This window comes from Blastococcus aurantiacus, assembly GCF_900102425.1.
In the GTDB taxonomy this organism is placed as follows: domain Bacteria; phylum Actinomycetota; class Actinomycetes; order Mycobacteriales; family Geodermatophilaceae; genus Blastococcus; species Blastococcus aurantiacus.
On record NZ_FNBT01000008.1, the window covers coordinates 224,417 to 247,684 of the forward strand.

26 protein-coding genes and 1 pseudogene are annotated in these 23,268 nt (G+C 74.3%); 9 read left to right on the forward strand and 18 right to left on the reverse strand.

What is annotated here, in order from left to right:
• Positions 1–6: 6 nt before the first annotated feature.
• Together BLS70_RS16845 and BLS70_RS16850 are read left to right on the forward strand one after the other, a co-directional pair.
• Positions 7–1,209 carry a DUF5667 domain-containing protein gene (locus BLS70_RS16845; protein ID WP_091770306.1) on the forward strand — a complete coding sequence of 401 codons (1,203 nt, stop codon included), beginning with the start codon at positions 7–9 and terminating at the stop codon, positions 1,207–1,209.
• Between the two features lie 92 nt (positions 1,210–1,301).
• Positions 1,302–2,216, forward strand: coding sequence for an HAD family hydrolase (locus BLS70_RS16850; protein ID WP_176946455.1), 915 nt, complete (start codon positions 1,302–1,304; stop codon positions 2,214–2,216).
• A gap of 89 nt (positions 2,217–2,305) precedes the next feature.
• Here the strand turns inward: BLS70_RS16850 and BLS70_RS16855 are convergent, their stop codons facing one another.
• The 6 genes from BLS70_RS16855 to BLS70_RS16880 all read right to left on the reverse strand — a co-directional run bounded on the left by BLS70_RS16855 (position 2,306) and on the right by BLS70_RS16880 (position 6,893).
• Positions 2,306–3,214, reverse strand: a complete 909-nt coding sequence (locus BLS70_RS16855; protein WP_091770308.1) for a lysophospholipid acyltransferase family protein — start codon at positions 3,212–3,214, stop codon at positions 2,306–2,308.
• Positions 3,207–4,313 (reverse strand): NAD-dependent epimerase/dehydratase family protein, encoded by a 1,107-nt coding sequence (locus tag BLS70_RS16860; protein ID WP_091770310.1) that lies wholly within the window; start codon positions 4,311–4,313, stop codon positions 3,207–3,209. Before BLS70_RS16860 ends, BLS70_RS16855 begins: the two co-directional genes overlap by 8 nt.
• Positions 4,314–4,323: 10 nt before the next feature.
• The gene (locus BLS70_RS16865; protein WP_012854759.1) at positions 4,324–4,422 is read right to left on the reverse strand and encodes a 30S ribosomal protein bS22; all 99 of its coding nucleotides are present in this window, start codon (positions 4,420–4,422) and stop codon (positions 4,324–4,326) included.
• Between the two features lie 227 nt (positions 4,423–4,649).
• On the reverse strand, positions 4,650–4,994 hold the full coding sequence (locus tag BLS70_RS21720) for a helix-turn-helix domain-containing protein (RefSeq protein ID WP_176946456.1): 345 nt from the start codon (positions 4,992–4,994) through the stop codon (positions 4,650–4,652).
• A gap of 334 nt (positions 4,995–5,328) precedes the next feature.
• Positions 5,329–6,147 (reverse strand): pyrroline-5-carboxylate reductase, encoded by an 819-nt coding sequence (gene proC / locus BLS70_RS16875; protein WP_091770312.1) that lies wholly within the window; start codon positions 6,145–6,147, stop codon positions 5,329–5,331.
• Complete coding sequence (locus BLS70_RS16880) at positions 6,144–6,893, reverse strand: hypothetical protein (protein WP_143030436.1); 750 nt, start codon at positions 6,891–6,893, stop codon at positions 6,144–6,146. The genes proC and BLS70_RS16880 overlap by 4 nt, the downstream gene beginning before the upstream one ends.
• 58 nt (positions 6,894–6,951) lie before the next feature.
• Between BLS70_RS16880 and BLS70_RS16885 the strand changes: the two genes are divergently transcribed.
• Positions 6,952–7,524 (forward strand): type 1 glutamine amidotransferase domain-containing protein, encoded by a 573-nt coding sequence (locus tag BLS70_RS16885; RefSeq protein ID WP_091770316.1) that lies wholly within the window; start codon positions 6,952–6,954, stop codon positions 7,522–7,524.
• A 21-nt stretch (positions 7,525–7,545) separates the two neighbouring features.
• Here the strand turns inward: BLS70_RS16885 and BLS70_RS16890 are convergent, their stop codons facing one another.
• On the reverse strand, positions 7,546–8,481 hold the full coding sequence (locus BLS70_RS16890) for a hypothetical protein (RefSeq protein ID WP_091770318.1): 936 nt from the start codon (positions 8,479–8,481) through the stop codon (positions 7,546–7,548).
• Positions 8,481–9,425, reverse strand: coding sequence for a Ppx/GppA family phosphatase (locus tag BLS70_RS16895; RefSeq protein ID WP_091770320.1), 945 nt, complete (start codon positions 9,423–9,425; stop codon positions 8,481–8,483). The genes BLS70_RS16890 and BLS70_RS16895 overlap by 1 nt, the downstream gene beginning before the upstream one ends.
• A gap of 122 nt (positions 9,426–9,547) precedes the next feature.
• Here BLS70_RS16895 and BLS70_RS21735 point away from each other — a divergent pair.
• A pseudogene (locus BLS70_RS21735) lies at positions 9,548–10,183 on the forward strand (DUF3109 family protein); the annotation flags it as partial.
• Positions 10,184–10,228: 45 nt separating this feature from the next.
• Here BLS70_RS21735 and BLS70_RS16905 read toward each other — a convergent pair.
• A complete protein-coding gene (locus BLS70_RS16905; protein WP_091770322.1) occupies positions 10,229–11,311 on the reverse strand; it encodes a helix-turn-helix domain-containing protein in 1,083 nt (360 codons plus the stop codon).
• 81 nt (positions 11,312–11,392) lie between these two features.
• Here BLS70_RS16905 and BLS70_RS16910 point away from each other — a divergent pair, with 81 nt between their 5' ends.
• On the forward strand, positions 11,393–11,614 hold the full coding sequence (locus tag BLS70_RS16910) for a hypothetical protein (protein WP_091770323.1): 222 nt from the start codon (positions 11,393–11,395) through the stop codon (positions 11,612–11,614).
• A gap of 10 nt (positions 11,615–11,624) precedes the next feature.
• The gene (locus tag BLS70_RS16915; RefSeq protein WP_091770324.1) at positions 11,625–11,816 is read left to right on the forward strand and encodes a DUF3072 domain-containing protein; all 192 of its coding nucleotides are present in this window, start codon (positions 11,625–11,627) and stop codon (positions 11,814–11,816) included.
• A gap of 11 nt (positions 11,817–11,827) precedes the next feature.
• On the opposite strand, the gene BLS70_RS16920 is transcribed toward BLS70_RS16915, so the two are convergent.
• Both BLS70_RS16920 and BLS70_RS16925 read right to left on the reverse strand, forming a co-directional pair.
• Complete coding sequence (locus BLS70_RS16920; protein ID WP_091770325.1) at positions 11,828–12,514, reverse strand: winged helix-turn-helix domain-containing protein; 687 nt, start codon at positions 12,512–12,514, stop codon at positions 11,828–11,830.
• Positions 12,511–13,716, reverse strand: a complete 1,206-nt coding sequence (locus tag BLS70_RS16925; protein ID WP_091770327.1) for a sensor histidine kinase — start codon at positions 13,714–13,716, stop codon at positions 12,511–12,513. The genes BLS70_RS16920 and BLS70_RS16925 overlap by 4 nt, the downstream gene beginning before the upstream one ends.
• Before the next feature lie 186 nt (positions 13,717–13,902).
• On the opposite strand from BLS70_RS16925, the gene phoU reads away from it, so the two are divergent.
• Complete coding sequence (gene phoU, locus BLS70_RS16930) at positions 13,903–14,568, forward strand: phosphate signaling complex protein PhoU (RefSeq protein ID WP_091770329.1); 666 nt, start codon at positions 13,903–13,905, stop codon at positions 14,566–14,568.
• Between the two features lie 159 nt (positions 14,569–14,727).
• Here phoU and BLS70_RS16935 read toward each other — a convergent pair whose 3' ends face one another.
• The 4 genes from BLS70_RS16935 to mshA are packed head-to-tail and all read right to left on the reverse strand — an operon-like array spanning position 14,728 to position 18,968.
• Positions 14,728–15,483, reverse strand: a complete 756-nt coding sequence (locus tag BLS70_RS16935; protein ID WP_091770330.1) for a phosphoglyceromutase — start codon at positions 15,481–15,483, stop codon at positions 14,728–14,730.
• Between the two features lie 4 nt (positions 15,484–15,487).
• Positions 15,488–17,080 (reverse strand): MFS transporter, encoded by a 1,593-nt coding sequence (locus BLS70_RS16940; protein WP_255362533.1) that lies wholly within the window; start codon positions 17,078–17,080, stop codon positions 15,488–15,490.
• Positions 17,077–17,634: a YbjN domain-containing protein gene (locus BLS70_RS16945; protein ID WP_091770331.1), complete on the reverse strand. Its 558-nt coding sequence runs from the start codon at positions 17,632–17,634 to the stop codon at positions 17,077–17,079. Before BLS70_RS16945 ends, BLS70_RS16940 begins: the two co-directional genes overlap by 4 nt.
• Positions 17,631–18,968, reverse strand: a complete 1,338-nt coding sequence (gene mshA / locus BLS70_RS16950) for a D-inositol-3-phosphate glycosyltransferase (protein WP_255362534.1) — start codon at positions 18,966–18,968, stop codon at positions 17,631–17,633. Before mshA ends, BLS70_RS16945 begins: the two co-directional genes overlap by 4 nt.
• Before the next feature lie 104 nt (positions 18,969–19,072).
• Here mshA and BLS70_RS16955 point away from each other — a divergent pair, with 104 nt between their 5' ends.
• Positions 19,073–19,861, forward strand: coding sequence for an SDR family oxidoreductase (locus tag BLS70_RS16955; protein WP_091770333.1), 789 nt, complete (start codon positions 19,073–19,075; stop codon positions 19,859–19,861).
• A 90-nt stretch (positions 19,862–19,951) separates the two neighbouring features.
• Here BLS70_RS16955 and BLS70_RS16960 read toward each other — a convergent pair whose 3' ends face one another.
• Positions 19,952–20,959, reverse strand: a complete 1,008-nt coding sequence (locus BLS70_RS16960; protein WP_091770334.1) for a UDP-N-acetylmuramate dehydrogenase — start codon at positions 20,957–20,959, stop codon at positions 19,952–19,954.
• A gap of 34 nt (positions 20,960–20,993) precedes the next feature.
• On the opposite strand from BLS70_RS16960, the gene BLS70_RS16965 reads away from it, so the two are divergent.
• Complete coding sequence (locus BLS70_RS16965) at positions 20,994–21,857, forward strand: class I SAM-dependent methyltransferase (protein ID WP_091770335.1); 864 nt, start codon at positions 20,994–20,996, stop codon at positions 21,855–21,857.
• Positions 21,858–21,867: 10 nt separating this feature from the next.
• On the opposite strand, the gene BLS70_RS16970 is transcribed toward BLS70_RS16965, so the two are convergent.
• Together BLS70_RS16970 and BLS70_RS16975 are read right to left on the reverse strand one after the other, a co-directional pair.
• The gene (locus BLS70_RS16970) at positions 21,868–22,368 is read right to left on the reverse strand and encodes a hypothetical protein (RefSeq protein WP_091770337.1); all 501 of its coding nucleotides are present in this window, start codon (positions 22,366–22,368) and stop codon (positions 21,868–21,870) included.
• Positions 22,368–23,268, reverse strand: a 901-nt coding sequence (locus BLS70_RS16975; protein ID WP_218122465.1) for a hypothetical protein, incomplete at its 5' end; no start/stop codon positions are given. The genes BLS70_RS16975 and BLS70_RS16970, both read right to left, overlap by 1 nt.

The window sequence follows — 23,268 nt, forward strand, 5'->3', positions numbered from 1 at the left end:
AACCCCGTGACCACGCACGAGAGCAATGCGGCGCCGTCCCGCCGTGCTGCCCGGCGCGGGGACGAGCAGGACGCCAGGGTCGTCATGATGCTGCAGGAACTCGCGCCACACCTCGAGGTCGAGCCGGATCCGGAGTACCGCCGCGCCGCCCGCCAGCGGCTGGTCGCGATGGCCGCCGTCCGCACGCCCGAGCCCGTCCGCCCTTCACCGCTGCGACGGCTGCTGGCCGCCCGCGCCGTCGACGCCCCTGCGGGACGCTGGCACACCCGGGTCACGGCCGGCCTGGCCGGCGCGGCGCTGACGGTGACCTCGCTGGCCACGCTGGTGGCGCTGTCCACCGGCGCACGTCCCGGCGACGTCCTCTACGGCGTCAAGCGCGGCACCGAGCAGACGCAGCTGGCGCTGGCCGGCGACTCCCGCGGCCAGGCCCTCCTGGACCTCGCCCGCACCCGCCTCGAGGAGCTCGACGACGTAGACGGCGACGCCGGCCTGGTGCGGTCGACGCTGGCGACGATGGACGACCAGACCACCGAGGGCGCCTCCTGGTACCTGTCGCAGGCGCTGGACACCTCCGACGCCGCACCGCTGGACCGGCTGTCGGGCTGGACGTCCGAGCAGTCCGCGCAGCTGCAGGCCGTGGGCGTCGAGGTGCCGGCAGGAGCCGCGGACGACGTCGCCGCGTCCCAGGGCCTGCTCGACGCCATCACCGGGCGCGTCGCCAGCCTGCGGGTAGCCCTCGACTGCCCCGAGGGGCCGGCCCTGACCGGTCGCGACCGGCTCGGGCCCGTGCCCGGGGAGTGCCGCCCCGAGGTCACGGCTCCGCAGGGTCCGCCGGTCTCCACGGTCCCGAGCGTCCCGGTCCCGGGTGCCCCGGCTCCGAACGACCCGGCGCCGGGCGGCACGCCGCCGCAGGCGGGGCCGAGCACCACACCCCTCGAGCCGACCACGCCCGCAGGACCCTCTGCTGTCCAGCCGGGGCCGGTGAACCCGCAGCTCCCGGGTCCGTCGGCGGCACCGCCCACGGGTCCGGACGAGGTGGTCCCCCTGCCCGGTCTGCTGCCGGAGCTGCCGGTGCCCACCCTGCCGCCGCGAACCACTTCGCCGGCGGCGCCGTCCGCCAGCCCGTCGCCGTCCCCCGTCCTCCAGGTGCCCACCGACCTCCTCCCGTGCGTGGACATCCCCGTGCTGCTCCGAGCCGGGAACTGCTGAGCGGCCGCGTCGACCGCATCCCGGCGCCCGGCTAGGGTCGCTCTCGTCGGTGCCCCGCCCTCGTGGGCGGGTCGGATCCAGGGAGGACGCCCGTGCCGCGACTGCCCTTCCGCAGCCGCAAGGACGTCGGTCTCGTGCCCGGCGAAGAGGACATCCGCGCCCACGTGGCCGGTGCGGCGTCCGCCGCGGCCGCCGATGTCGCGCCGCCGCCGGCCGTCGAGCCGGATCCCAGCGCCGCGGCCTTCTTCGACGTCGACAACACGATGATGATGGGCGCCTCGCTCTTCTGGTTCGCCCGTGGACTGGCCGCCCGCAAGTACTTCTCCACCCGCGACATGGCCGGCTTCGTCTGGCAGCAGGCCAAGTTCCGCATCGGCGGCAGCGAGGGCAACCCCGACGACATGCTGACCATCCGGGAGAACGCACTGGCGTTCGTCGCCGGCCGTGAGGTCGCGGAGATCGTCCAGCACAGCGAGGAGATCTACGACGAGCTGATGGCCGACCGCATCTGGGGCGGCACGCGGGCGCTCGCCCAGCAGCACCTCGACGCCGGGCAGCGGGTGTGGCTGGTCACGGCGACGCCGATCGAGCTGGCCGCCATCATCGCACGGCGGCTCGGCCTCACCGGCGCTCTCGGCACCGTGTCCGAGATCGTGGACGGGCGGTACACCGGCCGGCTGGTGGGCGAGCTGATGCACGGCCCGGCCAAGGCGGAGGCGGTGCTGGCACTGGCCGAGCGCGAGGGGCTGGACCTGTCCCGCTGCACCGCCTACAGCGACTCGGCCAACGACCTGCCGATGCTCTCGCTGTGCGGCACGGCGGTCGCCGTCAACCCGGACACCGAGCTGCGCTCGGTCGCGAAGGCCCGCGGCTGGACCATCCGCGACTTCCGCACCGGCCGGAAGGCCGCCAGGATCGGCGTCCCCACCGTCGCCGCCGCAGCGCTGTCCGGAGGGATCGTCGGCGGCACGCTCGCCCTGCGCCGCCGCAACAAACTGCCCTGGTGATCTGACCCCGGGGACGGTGTGCGCCCACGGCGCACACCGAGCTCACCATGCGCCGTTACCGCACAGCGTCCTGCCACGAGCGACCTGCGTCAGCTGAAGACGCCCTTGCGCTGCATGAGCAGGCGGTAGAGGGACTGCTGGATGTTCTCGCGCACCTGATCGGTCAGGTTGAACACGAGCATCGGGTCCTCGGCAGCGGCCGGGCCGTAGGACGCCGTCTCGATCGGCTCGCCGAACGCGATGAGCCACTTCGACGGCAGCGGCACCAGACCGAGCGGGCCGAGCAGCGGGAACGTGGGCGTGATCGGGAAGTACGGCAGCCCGAGCAGGCGCGCCGCCGTCTTGGCGTTGCCCAGCATCGGGTAGATCTCCTCGGCGCCCACGATGGCGCACGGGATGATCGGCACCCCCGTCCGCAGCGCGGCGCTGACGAAGCCGCCCCGGCCGAACCGCTGCAGGGTGTACCGCTCGGAGAACGGCTTCCCGACACCCTTGAAGCCTTCGGGGAAGACGCCGACGAGCTCGCCCTCGGTCAGCAGCCGCTCGGCGTCCTCGTTGCAGGCCAGCGTCGTGCCGAGCTTGCGCGACAGGGACCCGATGAAGGGGACGTCGAAGACCAGGTCGGCGCCGAGCAGCCGCAGTCGGCGCTGCGCGGGGTGCTCGTCGTGGAGCGCCACCGTCGTCATCAGCGCGTCGACCGGCAGCGTGCCGGAGTGGTTGGCCACGACCAGGCCCCCGCCGGTCGCGGGCACGTTCTCCAGGCCCAGCGCGTCGACCCGGAACCACTTCTCGTAGAACGGCCGCAGGACCGGCAGCAGGACGTGGTCGGTCAGGTCGGGGTCGAAGCCGAACTCGTCGGTCTCGTACTCGCCGGTCACCCGGCGGCGCAGGAACTCCACCGCATCGGCGAGGTGGTCCTCCCAGCCGGGCGGCGGCGTCGGCGGGACGAAGGGCTCGTCGTCGTCGGGCCGCAGCGGGATGACCCGGGCCTCAGGCATCCCGCACCGCCCGCAGTCCGGGCGCCGGGGGCGCCGGGTTCAGCCGCTCGCCGAGTGCTGCCGCGGCGTCGCCGGCCCGGCCGAGCACCGACCGCAGCCGCGTGGACGTCGTCTCGACCAGCCGCGGCGAGACCACGGGCGGGACCGTCCGCGCGTAGTCCGCCAGTGCCTCGGCGGTGGTGTACCGCGGGACGAGACCGAACTCCGTGCGCAGGACGGTGGTGTCGACGACGCGGCCGAAGTTGAGGAAGCGCATCTGCTCGGGCGAGTAGTCGACGAAGCCGAAGCGGCGCGAGATCCGGCCCACCGAACCCAGGGCGGGCGTGGGCAGCGGCGCCTCGACGCGGCCCAGCCGACGGATCGCCTGGGAGAGCAGCAGCGTGCCCTTCCCGCCCACGTTGACGGTGCCGGTCCAGTCGCCGGTCGTGGCGCGCACGAGGACCGCCAGGGCGTCGTCCTCGTGCAGCAGCTGGACCCTGGCGTCGTACCCCATCGCCGTGGGGACGACCGGCATGCGCAGGAAGCCGGTGAGCAGCGAGTCGATCCGCGGTCCGATGAAGTTGGTGAACCGGAGCACCGCGATGTCGACGTCGGGGCGCCGACGCCCGAAGGAGCGGACGTAGCCCTCGATGTCGACGCTGTCCTTGGCGAAGCCGCCCGAGGGGACCAGCCGCGCCTGCATCGTCTCGGTGAAGACGGCGGGGTCGCGCGGGGAGGCGCCGTAGACGGCGGTCGTCGACTTGAGCACGAACCGGCGCACCGACGGCGCAGCCTGGCACGCGGCCAGCAGCTGCATCGTGCCGATGACGTTGAGTTCCTTCATCGGTGCGCGCCCGCCGGAGCCGGCGGGGGTCGAGCTGATGTTCATGTGCACGACGGTGTCGACCGACGCAGCCGCGATCACCTTGCCGATGAGCGGGTTGCGGATGTCGGCCCGCACGAACTCGGTGCGCCCGAGCCTGCGCAGCATCTCGGGGGACGGCGGGACCGTGTCCACACCGATGACCCGCCCGATCGAGGGGTCCGCCGCGAGCTCGGCCGCCAGCGCTCCGCCCAGCCACCGGCTCACACCGGTGACGAGGACGACCGCGGGCGGCACGAGCGTCAGCTCACTTCTTGTTGCGTCGCTGGACGCGCGTCTTCTTCAGCAGCTTGCGGTGCTTCTTCTTGGCCATCCGCTTGCGCCGCTTCTTGATGACAGAACCCACGTGGTGCTCCCGACCTCGGTATGGCTGAACAGCTCGAACGCGACCCGGGCCCTCGGGCCGGGGTCACCCGGCGTCCGAGCGTACCGGCCGCCCCGCGGCGACGCTGCCGCGGGCGGACCGGGTCCGGTGGATCGGGTGGTACGGGCGCTCCGCCCCGGATGCGGCGGCGGTGGCGCGGTGCGGCCGCGAGGACCGCGGGGTCGTCCGGGGGACGACCGCGACGTCGCTCAGGCGATGTCGGTGTAGGCGTCGCGCAGGTAGTCCTGCACGGCGCGCTCCGGGACGCGGAACGAACGGCCGACGCGGACGGCGGAGAGGTCGCCGGCGTGGACGAGGCGGTACACGGTCATCTTGGAGACGCGCATCATCGCGGCGACCTCGGCGACGGTCAGGAAGGTGACGGCGGCGCGGGGGGCCGGGACGCTCGGACGGCCGAGCGGCATGGCGGCCGGGTGGGCGGCGGGCACGGGGCGGGCGACGGCGGATGCCTGCATCGGACGGCCCATCGGACGCTGGGTGGGCACACCCGGGCGGACGACGGTGGCGGCGTGGTGGCGCTGGGGCATGGTCATGTCTTCGTCTCCGGACCTAGCTCGCGTCGTGGCGCCGGCTTCCCCACCGGCAACTGAACACGCACGTGCTGCAACAGAGCGTAAGGGGACAGGCGTGACAGGAGCGATGGATGAATCGAACAGACGGACCGATCCGTCCTGGGCACATCTGCATATATGTCGACCGATCGACAAGTGGATCTGCGTGTCATCCGATCGGGTGACGAGAAAACAGCGCAGCGTGCTCGACTCCGCCCCGATCCCCCATTACTGTGCTCGGCCGCTCGCACGGAGTGAGCACGAGGAGACGACAGGCGGAACAGCGGTCCCTGCTCTGCCAGCGGACCCGTAGGTCTCAGTCGCGCGGGGCACCCAGCTCCAGCGAGCGCGCGTGCGCGGCCGCCACGGCGGCGGCCATCGCCGCCCGCACGTCGTGCCGGTCCAGCTCGGCGATCGCGGCGACCGTCGTCCCGTTCGGGCTGCTGACCGCCGCCCGCAGCGCCTGCGCGTCCTGGCCGGAGTCGCGCAGCATGACCGCCGCCCCCAGCGCCGTCTGCACGATCAGGTCGGTGGACAGCTCCGGAGACAGCCCGAGCGCCACCCCGGCGTCGACCATCGCCTCCACGAGGTAGAAGAAGTAGGCCGGTCCGCTGCCCGACAGGGCGGTGACCGCGTCCTGCTGCGCCTCGGGCACCCGCCGCACCCGGCCGACGGCGGCCAGCAGCCGCTCGGCCTCGTCGAGGTGCTCGTCGGCGGCGTGGGCCCCGGCCGAGAGGACGCTCATCCCTTCCTCCACCAGGGCCGGCGTGTTCGGCATGACCCGCACCACCGGCACACCGGGCGCCAGCGCCGCCTCGATCCGGGCGGTGGTCACCCCGGCCGCGACCGACACCACGAGGTGGTCGCTGTCCAGGTGCCCGGCCAGCCGACCCAGCAGGCCGTCGACGTCCTGCGGCTTGACCGCGAGCAGGACGACCCTGGCCCGAGCCGCCGCACCGGGGAGGTCGACCAGGTCCACGCCGTACCGCTCTGCGAGCTCGGCGCCCCGCTCGGCGCTGCGCTCGCAGACGACGACGTCCCCCGGTCCGCCGCGCCGGACGATGCCCGCCAGCAGCGCCTCGCCCATCCGGCCGCCGCCGACGACGGCCAGGCCGCGGCGCTCCGGAGCGCTCACCGTGAACCGCCCGGGCGGCCCACGAGCGCGCCGACGGCGCCGGGTCCGGACACCACGGCCACCCGCACCCTCGTGCCGGCGGCGGCCAGCTGCTGCTGCTCCGCGGTTCGGACTCTCCAGGGCATGACGTGCTCCCAGCTGTCGGGCGAGCGGCCGTACCAGGCCGCCCGCTCTCCGGTGATGGCGATGAGTCGCGGATCGGCCGTGGCGACGGCGGGACGCCCGCCGCCGGCCATCAGGACGTCGACGCAGCGGACGAAGGCCAGCCGCGCCGCCGTCCGGGAGCCGGCCCGCAGCCGCACCCGCCGCCCCGCGAGGGCCCGGCAGCGCGCCTCCGCGGACGGCTCGCCCGACCGGACGACGACCCGTGCGCCGGGATGGTCGGCCAGCAGCGGGTCGACCTGGTCCGGCGCTCCGTCGAGGACGACAGCCAGCCCCGCCTCGGCGGTGGCGGCGGCGAGCTCGCGCGCCTCGGCGGGCCGCTGCACCGGCACGGTGAGCTCGCAGTCCCCCGGTGCGCCCGCGACCCGCACCCGGGCGACCAGCGCGGCCAGCTCCGCGGCGCCGTCGTCCCCGCCTGCCGGCCGGTGCTCGAGCGCCACCGGATGCCCTGCGGCGGCGAGCTCACCGGCCACGCGGAGACCGTCCTCGGCCCGGGCCCCGGCCACGAGCCGGCCGGCGAGCAGACGGCCCACGAGGGGGCTCTCCACCACTCGCTGCACCGGGAGGCGGGGCGGCACGGACACGACCGAACCGTAGTGCGCCGGTGTGTGTGCCGTCGGAGCCCCGGGTAGCGGCGGCGACATGGCAGGAGAACTGGACGGGATGAGGGTGGCGGTCCTGGCGACCGACGGCGTCGAGCAGGCCGAGCTGGAGCGGCCGTGGCAGGCGCTCGAGGAGGCCGGCGCCGAGCCGGAGCTGGTGTCGCTGGAGGCGGGCACGATCACCGCCTACCAGCACATCGACAAGGGCGACACCAAGAAGGTGGACAGCACGGTCGCCGACGCCGACCCCGACGACTACGCGGCGCTCGTCCTGCCCGGCGGGGTCATCAACGGCGACTTCGTGCGTGCCGACGCCGACGCCGTCGCGTTCGTGAAGGCCTTCTTCGAGGCGGGCAAGCCGGTGGCGGCGATCTGCCACGCGCCGTGGGTGCTCGTGGAGGCCGACGTCGTCCGCGGCCGGCGGATGACGTCGTGGCCCTCGCTGCAGACCGACCTGCGCAACGCCGGCGCGACCTGGGTCGACGAAGAGGTCGTCGTCGACGGCAACCTGATCACCAGCCGCAACCCCGACGACCTCGAGGCCTTCGGTGCGGCCATCGTCGAGGAGTTCGCCAGGTCGGAGGACGACGAGGCGGTCGAGGCGACCGCCTGACGAGGGCCGGGGCCCCGCCGATCAGCGCGTGGCGAGCAGCTGCGCCGCGGGGACGATCGTGAGCAGGGTCCCGGCGAAGACCAGGAGGGCGAGCAGGCGGGGGCCGACGGGTTCGGCCCCCTGCCGCTGCCGCCACATCCCCACGCCTGCGACCAGGCCGGTGACGGCCAGGGGCACGAGCAGCAGCGCGACGTAGGCGGCCATCTCCCACAGCAGCGTGGCGGCGAAGAAGACGCCGATGCCCACGGCCAGCGCGATGACCAGCTCGACCACGAAACGCAACCAGGCGAGCGGGCTGGCGTCCTCGTCCAGGTCGTCGACCTCGGCGGCCCGGACGACGGGGATCGGACCGGTGGAGGTCAGCTCGTCGCGGGGCTCGGCCCGCTGCCCCGGCCGGGAGGCGCGGACGCCGGTGCGGCCCGTGTCCCGGTCGGTGATGCGGTCCGCGACCCTGCCGGTGTCCCGGCCGACGGCGCGGTCCGTGACGCGCCCGGTGTCCCGGCCGGTCACGCGCTCGGCGAGGCGGTCCCCGCGCAGCGCACCCAGGGGGATGTCGGGGAGCGGAGCCGACGGGTGCGGCACCGCGGGTGAGCGGTCGGGCCGCAGTCCGGGGATCGCGGCGGTCGAGGGACCGGCCACCGCGCGCCGGTCCTCGGAGGGCCGGACGGGTGGGAAGCCGGCAGCGGGTGCGGACCGGGACGGGACGGGCTGGCGCGAGCCGGCGCGGGCCGAGCCGGAACGGGCCGCGCCGCTCTCCTGCTCCTCCGCGTCGGTGCGGCGCCGGCCGAAGGGCCGGTCGGCAGGCGGCTGCGCGTCGGGACGACGCTGCCGCACGGGTTCCTCGGGTTCGTCCCAACGGCGCCGTTTGGCCGCCCGGGAGGTGTCGATCCCCGCCTCGCGCAGGATCTCCGCGAGCGGGCGCCCACCCGTGTCCGGGTTCCAGTCCGGTTCGGCCATCACGCTCCCTCCAACGAGTCCAGCCTGCGCAGGATCACTCCCTCGCGCAGGGCCCAGGGACAGATCCGCACGAACGGTACGTCCAGGAGGCGCATGGAGGCTGCAGCGACAGTCGCTCCCGCGGGAACCTGGTGCGCACGGTTCGCCGAGACACCCGGCAACTCGGCCAGCGCGCCGGACTCGATGCGCGACACGAAGCGCACCAACTGGTCCAGCCCGGTCAGCGACAGCTCCCGCGGCGTGCGGATGCCGGCCGACGACGGAGCCGCGCCACCCAGCCGCGCGAGGGTGCGGAAGGTCTTGCTGGTGGCCGCCACCAGGTCCGGGGGGCCGGCAGCTCTCAGCCGCGTGACCGCCGGCTCGAGCAGCGCCGTGGCGTGCTGTTCCAGTGCCTCGAGCGCGGCCAGGTCGGGGCGTCCGCCGGAGAGCGCGTCGGGCAGGAAGCGCCGGGTCATCCGCCCCGCGCCCAGCGGGAGCGAGAGGGCGACGTCGGGCAGCTCGTCCATGCCGACCGCGAGCTCCAGCGATCCACCGCCGATGTCGAGGACCAGCAGCCGGCCGGCGCTCCACCCGAACCAGCGTCGGACCGCCAGGAAGGTCAGCCGCGCCTCGTCCTCGCCGGTGAGGACCTGCAGCTCCACACCGGTGGTCCGCCGGATGCGGTCGAGCACGTCCTGCCCGTTGCGCGCCTCTCGGATCGCGGAGGTGGCCAGCGCCATGAAGTCGTCACAGCCCTGCTTCTCCGCCTGCCGGCAGGCGTCCTCGACCGACTCGAGCAGCGCCTTCTCCCCCGCCCGCGACAGGAGGTCGTCCGGCCCGACGTGCTCGGCCAGGCGCACCGCCCAGCGGTCGTCGTGCATGGGCGTCGGGTGCGCGCCGCGGTGGGCGTCGACGACGAGGAGGTGGACCGTGTTGGAACCGACGTCGAGGACACCCAGCCGCATGGGGGCCAGTCTGCCTGGCCCGCCCCGTCGGCGCGGGAGGGGAAGGGTGGTCCTTCTTCTACGCTGGTCGGGTGCCTGACGAACCGCCCCCCGAGGTGGACCTCGACTTCGCGCGGGAGTGGGTGGAGTTCCCCGACCCGGCCGACCCCGGGCACGTCGTCCGGGCCGACCTCACCTGGCTGTCGTCGGCGTGGACGTGCATCTTCGGCCGCGGCTGCGCCGGCGTCGTCGAGGGGCGTGCCGACGACGGGTGCTGCAGCCACGGCGCCTTCTTCACCGACGAGGACGACCTCGCGCGGGTCACCGCGGCGGTCGCCGACCTGACCGACGAGGACTGGCAGCTGGCGCGGGTGGGGCGCGGGGCCTGGACCGAGGAGGACGACGCCGAGGAACCGGAGGCATCCGGTGGGGCCGACGACGCCGAGGAGGGCGCCCGGTCGCTGCGCACCCGCACGGTCGACGGGGCCTGCGTCTTCCTCAACCGGCCGGGCTTCCCCGGCGGGAGCGGGTGCGCCCTGCACCGGATGGCCCTGCGCTCCGACCTGCACCCGCTGACGACCAAGCCCGACGTCTGCTGGCAGCTCCCGGTCCGCCGCGAGCAGGAGCACGTCGACCGGCCCGACGGCACCCGCGTGCTGGTCAGCACGGTCGGCGAGTTCGACCGCCGCGGCTGGGGCCCTGGTGGGCACGAGCTGCACTGGTGGTGCACCGGGGCGCCCGCCGCGCACGTCTCGCCCGAGCCGCTCGTCGACACCTACGCCGCCGAGCTCACCGCGCTGGTGGGGGCGCCGGCCTACGCCGAGCTACGCCGGCTCACCGAGCTGCGCCTCGACCAGGGGATGATCGCCCCCCACCCCGCGAGCCCTTCCCCCACCCTCCGGCCCCGCGCGACGCCCGTCCAGCTGCACCGGCGCCGTCCCGCCTGACCGGAAGGTCTGCCGGTAGGCGCGCGGGGAGACCCCGCGCCGACGCGCGAACTGCTCGCGCAGGCCGGCCGCCGTCCCGAAGCCGACCAACCGGGCGATCTCCTCGACCGGGGCGTCGCTCTCCTCCAGCAGGGTCTCGGCGGCGGAGAGGCGCTGGGCGAGCAACCAGGCGTGCGGGGTGGTGCCGGTCGTGGCCTTGAAGCGCCGCGCGAAGGTGCGGGGGCTCATGAGCGCCCGTCGGGCCAGCACCTCGACGCTCAGCTCGTCGGCGAGGTGCGCGCCGGCCCACTCCAGGACGATGCCGAGCAGGTCGTCCTCGCACTTGGCGACGGGCGCGTCGATGAACTGCGCCTGCCCGCCGTCGCGGTGCGGCGGCACGATCATCTCGCGGGCGAGCGCGTTCGAGGCCGCCGCGCCCCACTCCCGGCGCACCAGGTGCAGCAGGGTGTCGACGCCGGCCGCCGTACCCGCCCCGGTGAGGATCCTGCCGTTGTCGACGTAGAGCACCCCCGCGTCGACCTCGATCTCCGGGAAGCGGGCGGCCAGCTCCCCGGCCCACCGCCAGTGCGTGGTCACCCGCATGCCGTCGAGCAGACCCGCGGCGGCCAGCACGAAGACGCCCGTGCAGTGGCTGACCAGCGTCGCGCCACGGGCGTGCGCGGCGCGCAGCGCGTCGAGCAGGGTGTCCGACGGGATGTGGTCGAACAGCTCCCACGCGGTGATGAGCACGATGTCGGACCGTTCGAGGCGGTCCAGCCCGTGCTCGACCAGCACCCCCAGGCCGGTGTCGGTCCGCAGGAGGCCCGGCGTCTCCGCGACCACCGCGAAGTCGAACCGCGGCAGACCCAGCTGCCGGCGGTCGTAGGCGAACACCTCGTGGCTGACACCGAGGCCGAAGCTGCCGATGAGCCCGTCGGCGACGACGGCGCTGACGACGAGGGGGCGGTCGGGGAGCGTCATGCGGGCATGATGGCAGAAAAGCTGCGACCGCGGTCACTCCTGCCACTCGTCGGAGCGGGGGCGCGCGAGCAGGCTGCCGGCATGTTGATGATCGGTTGCCCCACCACCCGGACCCGCGTGCTGGTGTCGCTGGACGCCGTCCGCTCGGTCGTGAACCACCCCGGCTCCATCGCCCTGCACGTCACCTGCCCGGCGTGCGTCCACGTCCACGTGCACCGCACCGGCCGCCGGCTGGAGGAGGCCCGCCGGAGCGCCGCCCTGGAGGTCGCCGTCCGACGGGCGCAGACACCCACCTCGGCCTAGCATCGAACACATGAGCGAATCGCAGCAGTCCGACCCGACCGCCGAGAAGGACCCGTCGACCTGGGTGACCGGTGACGAGCCCGCCACCGGCGCCCAGAAGAGCTACCTCGAGACCCTCTCCCGGAGCACCGACGAGGACGTCGACACCGAGAACCTCACCAAGGCCGAGGCCTCGGAGAAGATCGACGAGCTGAAGAGCTAGCGCCCAAGGGCCTAGGCGTCGAACTTGTAGCCCAGGCCCCGGACCGTGAGCAGGAACTTGGGGTTGGCGGGGTCGGGCTCCAGCTTGGCCCGGAGCCGCTTCACGTGGACGTCGAGGGTCTTGGTGTCGCCCACGTAGTCCGAGCCCCACACCCGGTCGATCAGCTGGGCGCGGGTCAGCACCCGGCCGGTGTTGCGGAGCAGGAACTCCAGCAGGTCGAACTCCTTGAGCGGGAGGGCGACCGGCTCGCCGTCCATGGCGACGACGTGCCGCTCGACGTCCATGCGGACCGGGCCGGCCTCGAGCACCGCCTCCGTCGAGCCCGTCTCGGCCGACTCGCCGCGGCGCCGGAGCACTGCCCGGATGCGCGCGACCAGCTCGCGGGCCGAGTAGGGCTTGGTGACGTAGTCGTCGGCGCCCAGCTCGAGCCCGACGACCTTGTCGATCTCGCCGTCCTTCGCGGTCAGCATGATGATCGGGACACCGCTGCGGGCGCGCAGCTGGCGGCAGACCTCGGTGCCGGGCAGCCCGGGCAGCATCAGGTCGAGCAGCACGATGTCGGCACCCCCGCGGTCGAACTCGGCGAGCGCGTCCGGCCCGGTCGAGGCGACGACGGCGTCGAAGCCCTCCCGCCGGAGCATGTAGGACAGCGCGTCGGAGAAGGACTCCTCGTCCTCCACGACCAGCACGCGGGTCATGCGGTCCCCTTTCCGGGGTCAGCGGCGACTGCTTCGCCGGCAGGTTGTTCGGTGGTCTCGGTGGCGACCGTGGCGAGCGGGATGCGGAGGGTGAACGTCGAGCCCAGCCCCTCCTCGCTCCACACCGCCACGGAGCCGCCGTGGTTGCTCGCGACGTGCTTGACGATGGCCAGGCCCAGGCCCGTGCCCCCGGTGCTGCTGGCCCGCGACTGGTCCACCCGGTAGAAGCGCTCGAACACGCGCTGGCGGTCCTGGCGCGGGATGCCGATACCGCTGTCGGTGACGGTGATCTCCGCGAAGCCCGATCGTGCCCGTGCAGCCACGGCGATGCGCGACTCTCCGACGCTGTACGCGACGGCGTTGGCCAGCAGGTTCGTGACGGCGGTGACGAGCTGGCTCTCCACGCCGCGGACCACCAGCCCCGGCCGGCCGCCGACGGCGATGTCCAGCTTCTTGGCCCGGGCGGCGGTCCGGGTTCGGTCGACGGCCTCGGCCAGCACCTGGTCGACCGGCACCGGCACCAGCTCGGGCAGCGGCTCCCCGCCCTGCAGCCGCGACAGGTCGATCAGCTCCCGCACGAGGCGGCCGAGACGGTCGGCCTCGTGCGAGATCCGGGCGGCGAAGCGCTGCACGGCCTCCGGGTCGTCGGCCGCACCCTCGATGGCCTCCGCCAACAGGGAGAGCGCGCCGACGGGCGTCTTCAGCTCGTGGCCGACGTTGGCGACGAAGTCGCGGCGCACCGCCTCGGTGCGGCGGGTCTCGGTGACGTCCTCGAGCACGAGCGCCACCGGGCCGGGCGGCTGCACGGTGCCGCTGTCGAGCCGCACCCCGTGCACGCTCATCATCCGCGGGCCGGCGCCGACGAGGTTGCCGGGCAGCCGGATGTCCGCCCGGCGGCTGCCGGCGGAGCGCACCGCCTGGGCCAGCTCGAGGAGATCGGGCACCAGCAGCCGGGTGGCGCGCACGATGCCGAGCGCGCGGGCGGCCGGGTTGGCCAGCAGCACGGCGTCGTCGGCGTCGACGACGAGGACGGCGGGGTCCATGAGGTCGAGCAGCCGGCGGGCCATCGCCGCCTCCGGCAGGGGGACGACCTGCGGGTCGAGGGCGGGCCCGTCGAAGTTGCGGCGGGAGCCGAGCACGATCGTGAGGGCCACGGTCCCACCCAGGACGAGGCCCACCACCAGTGCGACCGACGGACTCACGCTGCCGATGCTAGGTGCCCGGCGGGCACGCTCCGGGTCGAACACCTGATCGGGGGCCCCGGAGGAGGGAGTGTTCACGCCGGCGTAGGTCCGCGTTCACCTCCGCGCGGCCGGCCACCCCCGGGACCGGCCTAGTCTCGGGCAGGACCGGCGCGGCGGGGTGCCGCGTCACCCCGGGAGGACGACGTGCGCGACAGCTACCACGAGGAACTCGACGACATCCGCGGATGCCTGGTCGAGATGGCCAACAGCGTGGGCTCGCAGATGAGCACGGCCACGACCGCGCTCCTCGACGCCGACGTGGCCCTCGCCGACCTGGTGATCGCCGGGGACGAGCAGATCGACGCCACGCGCGAGAGCATCGACCAGCGCTGCTTCACCCTGCTGGCGCGCCAGCAGCCGGTCGCGACCGACCTGCGCACGATCGTCGTCGCGACCCGCATCGCCAGCGACCTGGAGCGCATGGGCGACCTCGCCGAGCACATCGCCAAGGTGGCCCGGATGCGGTTCCCCGACCACGCCGTCCCGCAGGAGGTGCGCCCGGCGTTCCTCGAGGCCGGGCACGTCGCGGAGATGCTGGTCGCGAAGGCCGGGACCGTCATCGCCTCGCAGAACGTCGCGAAGGCCCGCGAGCTGGAGACCGACGACGACGCGATGGACCGCATCCACCGCGGGTTGTTCCGCGAGCTGCTCGCCGACAGCTGGCCCTACGGCGTCGAGACCGCGATCGACGTGACGCTGCTGGGCCGCTACTACGAGCGCTTCGCCGACCACGCCGTCAGCGTTGCCCGCCGGGTCGTCTACCTGGTCACCGGCGAGCGCCACGTCCCCGAGGCCAGCACCCCCATCTGATTCGTCGTCCTCCGGACGACGACCGCGGCCAGGAGCCGTGCCCGACCTGCGCTGAGCCCTTCCCTGCGCCACCTCGGCGAACCCTCCGGGCCCGCGCTCAGCGGCTTGCCTCGCGGGGCGGCTCCGAGCACTTCCTCGGGGACCCTCCGGGCCCCCTCGTCAGTGCTTGCCCTGGTTCTTGACGGCCTCGATGGCGGCGGCCGCGGCGTCGGGGTCCAGGTACTGCCCGCCCTTGGTGACCGGGCGCAGGTCGTCGTCCAGGTCGTAGCGCAGCGGCACCCCGGTGGGGATGTTGAGGCCGACGACCTCGTCGTTGCCGAGCCCGTCGAGGTGCTTCACCAGCGCGCGCAGGCTGTTGCCGTGCGCGGCCACGAGCACCGTCTTCCCCTGGCGCAGGTCCGGCACGATCGCGTCGTACCAGTAGGGCAGCATCCGCACGACGACGTCGGCCAGGCACTCGGTGGCCGGGCGGGCCTCCGGCGGGAGGAACGAGTAGCGCGCGTCGCCGTCCTGGGCGAACTCGCTGCCCGGCTCGATCGGCGGCGGCGGGGTGTCGTACGAGCGGCGCCAGGTCATGAACTGCTCCTCGCCGTACTCGGCGAGGGTGGCGGCCTTGTCCTTGCCCTGCAGGGCGCCGTAGTGCCGCTCGTTGAGCCGCCACGAGCGCTGGACCGGGATCCACTGCCGGTCGGCCTCGTGCAGGGCCAGCTCGGCGGTCATGATCGCCCGGCGCAGCAGCGAGGTGTGCGAGACGTCGGGGAGCAGGCCCTGCTCGGCCAGCAGCCGGCCACCCCGCGCGGCCTCCTGACGGCCCTTGTCCGTCAGCGGGACGTCGACCCAGCCGGTGAAGAGGTTGGCCTTGTTCCACTCGCTCTCGCCGTGGCGGAGCAGCACGAGGGTTCCCGTAGAAGTCACGCCGTCATCCTGCCCGACCGGTTCCCGTGCCCGCCGGGCCCGTCACCCGATCGCGGCGGCCGGGCAGCCACACCAGCACGACGACGACCGCGACCGCGCCCGCGGCCGCCGTCCCCACGGCGGTGACGTGCATGGCGTCGACGAAGGCCTCGCGGGCCGGCTGCACCAGACCGGCCGCTGCCTCCGCGGCCTCCGGATCGTCCCCCGCCTGCACCCGGCCCACCGCCGCCAGCGTGCCGACGATCGACTCCCCCGCCTGCTCGCGGGCGTCGGCCGGCAGCACGTCGGTGGCGTCGCCCAGGTTCGCCGCGTAGACCCCGGCCAGCACCGAGCCGAGGATCGCCACCCCCAGCGCGCCGCCCACCTGCCGGACGGAGTTGTTCACCGCCGCGCCGGCCCCGGCCTTCTCGCGGGGGACGACGGACATGATCGACTCGGTCGCCGGGGCCATGACCATGCCCATGCCCGCGCCCTGGACGGACAGGATCACGATCAGCAGCCCGGCGGGCGAGTCGGCGTCGAGGAGTTGGAAGCCGAGGAACGACGTCGTGATCAGCGCGAACCCGACGGCGCAGACGACCTTGGCGCCGTACCGCTCGGCCAGCACGGAGCTGCGCGGCCCCATGATCGCCATGCCCAGCGCCACCGGGATGAGCGTCGCGCCGGCCTGCAGCGGGCTGTATCCCAGCACGCCCTGGAGGTAGAACACGACGTAGAAGGTGGCGCCCAGCAGCGCGAAGAAGTTCAGCCCGAGAGCGCCCGCGGCTGCGGAGAAGGCCGGGTTGCGGAACAGCGAGACGTCCAGCGCGGGGTGCGCCGAGCGCCGCTGCAGCTGGACGAACAGGGCCAGCAGCGCGAGCCCCCCGAGGAGCGGGACCAGCACGCCCGGCGTCGTCCAGCCGGCACCCTCGCCGCCGCGGATGATGCCGTAGACCAGACCGGCCAGCGCCACGATCGACAGGAGGACGCCGGGGACGTCGAGGCGGCCGGGCGAGGGGTCCTTCGACTCCGGGACGATCGCCAGCACGCCGATGATGCCGACGACGGCCACGGGCACCCCGACCAGGAACACCGCGCCCCACCAGAAGTGCTCGAGGACCGCGCCCCCGGCCAGCGGCCCGCCCGCGACGGCGATCCCGGCGGTGCCCGCCCACACGCCGATCGCGCGCCCGCGCTCCGGACCGGGGAAGACGTTGGTGATGACGGCGAGGGTGGTGGGCTGGACCGCGGCGCCGCCGACGCCCATGAGCGCCCGGTAGGCGATCAGTTCGCCCGGGCTGTCGCTCATGGCAGCGAGCACCGACCCCAGCGCGAACACCGACAGCCCGATGACCAGCACCCGGCGCCGGCCGATGCGGTCACCGATGACGCCCCAGGAGAACAGCAGCCCGGCGAACACGAGGATGTAGGCGTCCACCGCCCACTGCAGCTCGGCCTGCGTGGCACCGAGGTCGCGCTGCAGGGTCGGCAGGGCGACGTTGAGGATCGTGTTGCCCATGATCACCACGAGCAGGCACACCGTCATGGTGGCGAGCACCCACCAGCGGCGGGCGTAGCCGGGAGGTGCCTCCTCGGCCGTGGTGCTGTCCGTCGTCACTCCCCGCTGGGGACGCCGTCGGCTGACCGGCGGCTGGGGTCGGCGTCCGGGCGGCGGGTGGGATCGGCGAAGGCGGCGAACGCCTCCAGGTTGCGCAGCGACTCTCCGCGCTTGACCCGCCAGTCCCACTCGCGGCGGATCGAGGTGCCGAAGCCGATCTCCAGCATCGTGTTGAAGTGGTCGTCGGCGTAGCTGAGCACCGAGCCGAGGATGCGGTCGAGCTCCTCGGGCGTGACCGCCGCGTGCGGCAGCCGGCCGGTCAGGTAGACGTCGCCCACGTTGTCGATGGAGTACGAGACCCCGTACATGCGGGCGTTGTGCTGCAGCAGGAAGGTCCACAGCTGCTCGCGGTTCTCGTCGGGCTGGCGGCACACGAAGGCCTCCACCCGCAGCGCGTGCTCGCCGACGCTGAGCCCGCACACGGTCTTGAGCTTCTTGGTGCCGGGAAGGTCCACCAGCCAGACGCCCGGCCCCGGGTGCTCGTGCACCAGCTCGGCCTCGCGCAGCGTCTGGTCGATGACCTCGTCGAGCTCCTCGACCGAGCGCGTCGTCATCGCGCCACCTGGACGCCGGACAGCACGCGCAGCGGGCCGAGCAGGCGCTCGCGCGCGGGGCGGGCCGGCGCGGTCGCCATGTCACGCGCCGCCGCGGCGTAGGCCTCGACCAGCGCGTCGGCGGTGCGGTCCCAGGAGAACCGGGCCGCGTGCCGCCGCGCCCCCGCGGCGAGCAGCTCGCGCCGGGCCAGGACCGCGCGCACCGCGGCGGCGTAGTCGCCCGCGTCGTGGCCGGCCACCAGCACCCCGGAGACGCCGTCGCGCACCGCCGTCGGCAGGCCGCCCACGGCCGCGGCGACGACGGGGGTGCCGCAGGCCTGGGACTCCAGGGCGACGAGGCCGAAGGACTCGTTGTGGCTCGGGACGACGGTGACGTCGGCCGACCGGTAGTGGTCGGCGAGCCGCTCGGGGGGCTGCGGCGGGAAGAACGTGACCACGTCGGCGATGCCGAGCGTGGTGGCCAGCTGCTGCAGCTGCTCGGGGGCGTCGAGGCCGGAGCCGCTGGGGGCGCCCACCACGTGCACGCGCAGCCGACGGCGCAGTGCGGGGTCGTCGGCCAACAGCCGGGCCGCGGTGTGCAGCAGCACGTCGGGCGCCTTCAGCGGCTGGATGCGGCCGACGAAGAGGAGCACGATCGCGTCCTGCGACATGCCGACCGCGCGGCGGGCGGCCGCCCGGCCACCGGGCGAGAAGCGGTCGAGGTCGACGCCGGGCGGGACGACGAGGGTGCGGGCCGGGTCGGCGCCGTAGAGGCGGACCAGCTGGCGGGCCTCCTCGTCGGTGTTGGCGATCAAGCGGTCGGCCTCGGCCACCACCTGCTCCTCACCGATCACGCGGGCACGCGGCTCGGGTCGGTCACCGGCGGCCAGCGCCTCGTTCTTGACCTTCGCGAGGGTGTGCGCGGTGTGGATCAGGGGGACGCTCCACCGGTCGCGCGCCAGCCAGCCCACCTGGCCGGAGAGCCAGTAGTGCGAGTGGACGACGTCGTAGAAGCCGGGCTCGTGCTGGGCCTCCTCGCGCAGGACGGCGGCGGTGAAGGCGCACAACTGGGCGGGCAGCTCCTCCTTGCCCAGACCCTCGAAGGGCCCCGCGTTGACGTGCCGGACGGTGACGCCCGGGCTCATCTCGACGACGGGCGGCAGGTCGCTGGAGGTGGCGCGGGTGAAGATGTCCACCTCGATGCCGCGGGCGGCCAGCCGCCGGGAGGCCTCGACGATGTAGACGTTCATCCCACCGGCGTCGCCGGCGCCGGGCTGGTCGAGCGGGCTGGTGTGCACCGACAGCGTCGCCACCCGCCGCGGCGTGCCGGTGCGGAAGGGGCGGGGAGCGGGCACGTGCGACCTCCCGCTCTCCCGTTGTCGTGGTCCAGACTCTCGGACGGTGAACGCTCACGTACCCCCGCCGGCTTCCCATCCTGCATCAGGGTCAGGATGACCACATGTCAGGTGTCCCACCTCTCACCCGGTCCGGTTCCCCCGAGCAGCCCGGGAGCGGGCGCACCGCCGTCGTCACCGGCGCCTCCAGCGGCATCGGCGCGGCCACCGCGACCCGGCTGGCGGCCGAGGGTTTCGACGTCGTCCTGGGCGCGCGGCGGATGGACCGGCTGAGCGAGCTCGCCGGCTCCATCGGGGCGCGGGCGCTCCCGCTGGACATCACCGACGCGGCATCGGTCGAGGCGTTCGCCGCCGCGCTGGACCGGGTGGACGTGCTGGTCAACAACGCGGGCGGGGCCTTCGACGCCAACACCGTCGCGGACGCCGACCTGGACTCGTGGGCCCGTACCTACGAGGTGAACGTGCTCGGCACCGTGCGGCTGACCAAGGCCCTGCTGCCGGCGCTCGTGGCCTCGGGCGCCGGTGACGTGCTGTTCGTCAGCTCGACGGCCGGGCTGGTCACCTACGAGGGCGGCAGCTCGTACACGGCGGCCAAGCACGGCACGCACGCCCTCGTCGGGGCGCTTCGGCTGGAGATGGTCGACCAGCCCGTCCGGGTCATCGAGATCGCTCCCGGGATGGTGCACACCGAGGAGTTCTCGCTCAACCGGCTGCGGTCCCAGGACCGGGCGGACGCCGTCTACCGGGGCGTGCGCGAGCCGCTGGTCGCCGACGACGTCGCCGACTGCATCGCCTGGGCGGTCACCCGCCCGCACCACGTGAACATCGACCTCATGGTCGTCCGCCCCCGCGCCCAGGCCGCCCAGCACAAGGTCCACAGGGAAGACGTCTGAGCCCTTCGCCGGCCCTCTGGTCGTTGATCATCGTCATGTGGCTGCCCGTACCGGCGTGGCGACCAGCCATCTGGCGATGATCAACCGCCACTAGGGGCGGACGGCGGTCGGCTCGCGGTCGAGGTGGACGCCGAAGCGCTCCTGCACGGTGGCGACGATGCGGTCGGCGAAGGCGAGCAGCTCGGCGGCGCTGGCGCCGTCCTCGGTGGTCAGCGCCAGGCTGTGGCGGGACGACGTCCCCACGTGCCCGTCGCGGGTGCCGCGGCCGAAGCCGGCATGCTGCACCAGCCAGGCCGCGCTGAGCTTGACCTGCCCCTCCCCGGCCGGCCAGCTCGGGCAGCCCTCGACCGCGCGGCCGGCCGGGACGATCGGGTTGGTGAAGAACGAGCCGGCGCTCCGCGAGTCCGGATCGGCCAGGTCCCAGACCATCCCCTTGCCGCGGCGCAGCGCCAGCACGGCCTCGCGGACCTCGGCCAGCGGCGCCCGCTCACCGATCTCCACCCCGAGGGTGCGGGCCAGCTCGGCGTAGCCGACCGGTCGTGACAGCGGGCCCGCCTCCAGGGCGAACTCCACCTCGAGGACGACGAAGCGCCCGGGCTCCCGCTTGAGCCGGCTGTCGCGGTAGGCGAACCCGCACTCGGCCGGGGTGAGCGACCGCCCGGCCTTCTCCGCGCGGTCGTACACGCGGACGGCGGTGATCGTCTGCGCGACCTCCTGGCCGTAGGCGCCCACGTTCTGCACCGGGGTGGCGCCCGTCGAGCCGGGGATGCCGGACAGCGCCTCCATCCCCGACAGCTGCTCCGCGACGGTGTAACCGACCAGTCCGTCCCAGTCCTCCCCCGCCTGCACGGTCAGCCGGTCGCCGTCCCGGCGGATGCCGCGGGTGCGGACCGCGACGACGTCCCCGGGCCAGCCCTCGTCCGGTGCGACGACGTTGGAGCCACCGCCCAGCAGCAGCAGCGGGCGCCCGGCCTCGTCGGCGTCGCGGACGGCGGCGACCAGCTCCTCGGCGGTCTCCACCTCCACCAGCCGCTCGGCCGGCCCGCCCACCGCGAGGGTGGTGAGCTCCGCCAGCGGGACGTCGGATCGCAGCTGCACGCCTCGACGGTAGCCGGGACTAGGCTCCGGACCGGTGAGCGAGGCGGGCAGCGGGCACAAGAAGCGGGCCTCGCTGTCCCCTCAGCCGCAGCGCAGGGCGCCCCGGCTGGCCGCCGGCCGGGCCCGTGCGCTGGGACTCCCGACCCGTGGGACCACCAACGCCAACCGGCTGCGCCGCGTCGATCGCTGGCTGCTGGCCACCCAGGTACCCCGGCTGCGCGACTCCGCCCGCCCGCTGGTCGTCGACCTCGGCTACGGCGCCTCCGCCGTCACCACGCTCGAGCTCGTGGAGCGGCTCGGTCCGGAGGTGGACGGGCTGGAGGTCGTGGGGCTGGAGATCGATCCCGCGCGGGTCGCCGCGGTCGCGGACGACCGGGACCCACCGCGCGTCGACTTCCGGCTGGGCGGGTTCGAGCTGGCGGGTCTGCAGCCGGTGCTGGTGCGGGCGTTCAACGTGCTGCGCCAGTACGACGAGGAGTCCGCCGCCCGCGCCTGGGACACGATGCGCGCCGGGGTGGCACCCGGCGGCCTGATCGTCGAGGGCACGTGCGACGAGTGGGGACGGCGCTCGGCGTGGGTGGCGCTGGACGCCGACGGACCGCTCACCCTCACGTTGGCCGCCCGGGTCTCCGACATCGACCGCCCGTCGGACCTGGCCGAGCGGCTGCCCAAGGCGCTGATCCACCACAACGTGCCCGGGCAGCCGGTGCACGAGTTCCTCCGGGCGTTCGACGCCGCCTGGGCCACCGCCGCGGGGATGTCGACGTTCGGCCCGCGCCAGCGCTGGGTCGCGGCGGTGGAGTCGCTGGCCGATCAGGGCTGGCCGCTGGTCGGGTCCTCGCGGCGCTGGCGGCACGGCGAGGTCACCGTCCGTTGGTCGGCGGTCGCGCCGGTCTGATCCCCTCCGCTCAGGCGCAGGTCCACGCGCCGAGGGCCGGCCACGCCTCGACGGTGTCCCCGTCCACGACGAAGACCGTGGCCAGATCGCTCGCCAGCCACAGCTCGATCCCGGCGTCGTTCTCGTAGCCCGTCGCCACGGCATCGTCGGGCAGTTCCGCGTCCGGCACGAACGGGGCGACGGTGAAGTCGTCCATGACGCCGCCCGGGTCGCGCACGAACGAGCGATGGGCGTCCGGGGCGGGATCGGCGCCGGCCGGCCACACCAGGCTGAGCACCAGCGCGTCGCCCCACTCGCAGTGCGTCTCGCCGGGGCGGAACGTGGGCTGCGAGACCGCACGCCCGTCCAGCTGCCACCCCACCATCAGCCCCTCTGGCAGGGGTGCCACGCCGTCCGCGCCGGGGGCGTCAGCGCTCCGGGCCCGGAGCGCCAGCCAGGTGACGACCGCGACGACGAGCGCTCCGGCCAGCACGAGCGCGACGAGCCGCAGGGTGTCCGTTCGCCTGAGCATCAGTCCTGCAGCGTCTCGAACGGCACCTCGCGCGGAGGCTCCTGCGCCGCTGCGCGCAGGCTGTCCAGCGTGGGGTTCACGGCGAGAAAGGGCTCGACCTGGTAGGGCTCGAGGGCCGGCAGCGTCAGCCGGCCGTCGGACTCGATCTCGGCCAGCATGGCGCCGTTGGAGGCGACGCTCCAGAGGTCCGGCTCGTAGTCGTGGACCGGGGACGACGACTCGAGGAAGAGGACCAGGTCGCCCAGGGCGGGCAGGCCGGCGGCCAGGACGTCGTAGGACGTCGCCGACGTCCCCACCACGAAACCGACGCGGATCGTCCCGTCCGTGACCTGGCCCCCCAGGACCTCCGTCACGGTGAGCCGCGCGTGAGCGGTCCGCCACATGGCGCGGGGGTCGTCGAACGGCACCTCGATGGTGGAGGTCTCGTCCTCTTCGGGGGCGTAGAAGGCGCGGCCCGGGCTGACGCTCGTCACGTGCCCGACGACGACCGCATCGGTCAGCGTTGCCACGTCCCCGTTGATCACCCGGTACCGCCTGTTGGGCAGGTACTCGGCCAGGGAAGCGGGGCTGATGGAACTCGAGGCGGCCGCGTTCGTGCCCGCGATGCTCGTCCGGTAGGCGGCCGCGGCGGCTTCGGTGTCGACGCCGGCCGCGGCAGCGCTGCTCCCGTCCTGCCCGGCGGCCCCCCGGTCCTGCTCCCGTGCGCCGTCGAGGATGGTGAGCCCACCCACCGCCACGGCGATCGCGAGGACACAGCTCACGACCCCGGCCCGGCGGCGGGTGCTGCGCCGCCGCAGGCCTGCCACCCGTGGGACCAGGTCGGTGGGCGGCCGGCCGGCCAGCTCGGCGTCGCGACGCAGCGCCTCGCGCAGCTCGTCGGTGTTCATGGCGCGTCCTCTC

What these genes read in the sequence shown, in the direction of transcription:
- BLS70_RS16855 (WP_091770308.1), bottom strand. Translation starts at nt 3,214, where the DNA reads ATGCCTGAGGCCCGGGTCATCCCGCTGCGGCCCGACGACGACGAGCCC.
- BLS70_RS21720 (WP_176946456.1), bottom strand. Translation starts at nt 4,994, where the DNA reads ATGACCATGCCCCAGCGCCACCACGCCGCCACCGTCGTCCGCCCGGGT.
- BLS70_RS16885 (WP_091770316.1), top strand. Translation starts at nt 6,952, where the DNA reads ATGGCAGGAGAACTGGACGGGATGAGGGTGGCGGTCCTGGCGACCGAC.
- BLS70_RS16890 (WP_091770318.1), bottom strand. Translation starts at nt 8,481, where the DNA reads ATGGCCGAACCGGACTGGAACCCGGACACGGGTGGGCGCCCGCTCGCG.
- BLS70_RS16895 (WP_091770320.1), bottom strand. Translation starts at nt 9,425, where the DNA reads ATGCGGCTGGGTGTCCTCGACGTCGGTTCCAACACGGTCCACCTCCTC.
- BLS70_RS16905 (WP_091770322.1), bottom strand. Translation starts at nt 11,311, where the DNA reads ATGACGCTCCCCGACCGCCCCCTCGTCGTCAGCGCCGTCGTCGCCGAC.
- BLS70_RS16910 (WP_091770323.1), top strand. Translation starts at nt 11,393, where the DNA reads ATGTTGATGATCGGTTGCCCCACCACCCGGACCCGCGTGCTGGTGTCG.
- BLS70_RS16915 (WP_091770324.1), top strand. Translation starts at nt 11,625, where the DNA reads ATGAGCGAATCGCAGCAGTCCGACCCGACCGCCGAGAAGGACCCGTCG.
- BLS70_RS16920 (WP_091770325.1), bottom strand. Translation starts at nt 12,514, where the DNA reads ATGACCCGCGTGCTGGTCGTGGAGGACGAGGAGTCCTTCTCCGACGCG.
- BLS70_RS16945 (WP_091770331.1), bottom strand. Translation starts at nt 17,634, where the DNA reads ATGACGACGCGCTCGGTCGAGGAGCTCGACGAGGTCATCGACCAGACG.
- BLS70_RS16955 (WP_091770333.1), top strand. Translation starts at nt 19,073, where the DNA reads ATGTCAGGTGTCCCACCTCTCACCCGGTCCGGTTCCCCCGAGCAGCCC.
- BLS70_RS16970 (WP_091770337.1), bottom strand. Translation starts at nt 22,368, where the DNA reads ATGCTCAGGCGAACGGACACCCTGCGGCTCGTCGCGCTCGTGCTGGCC.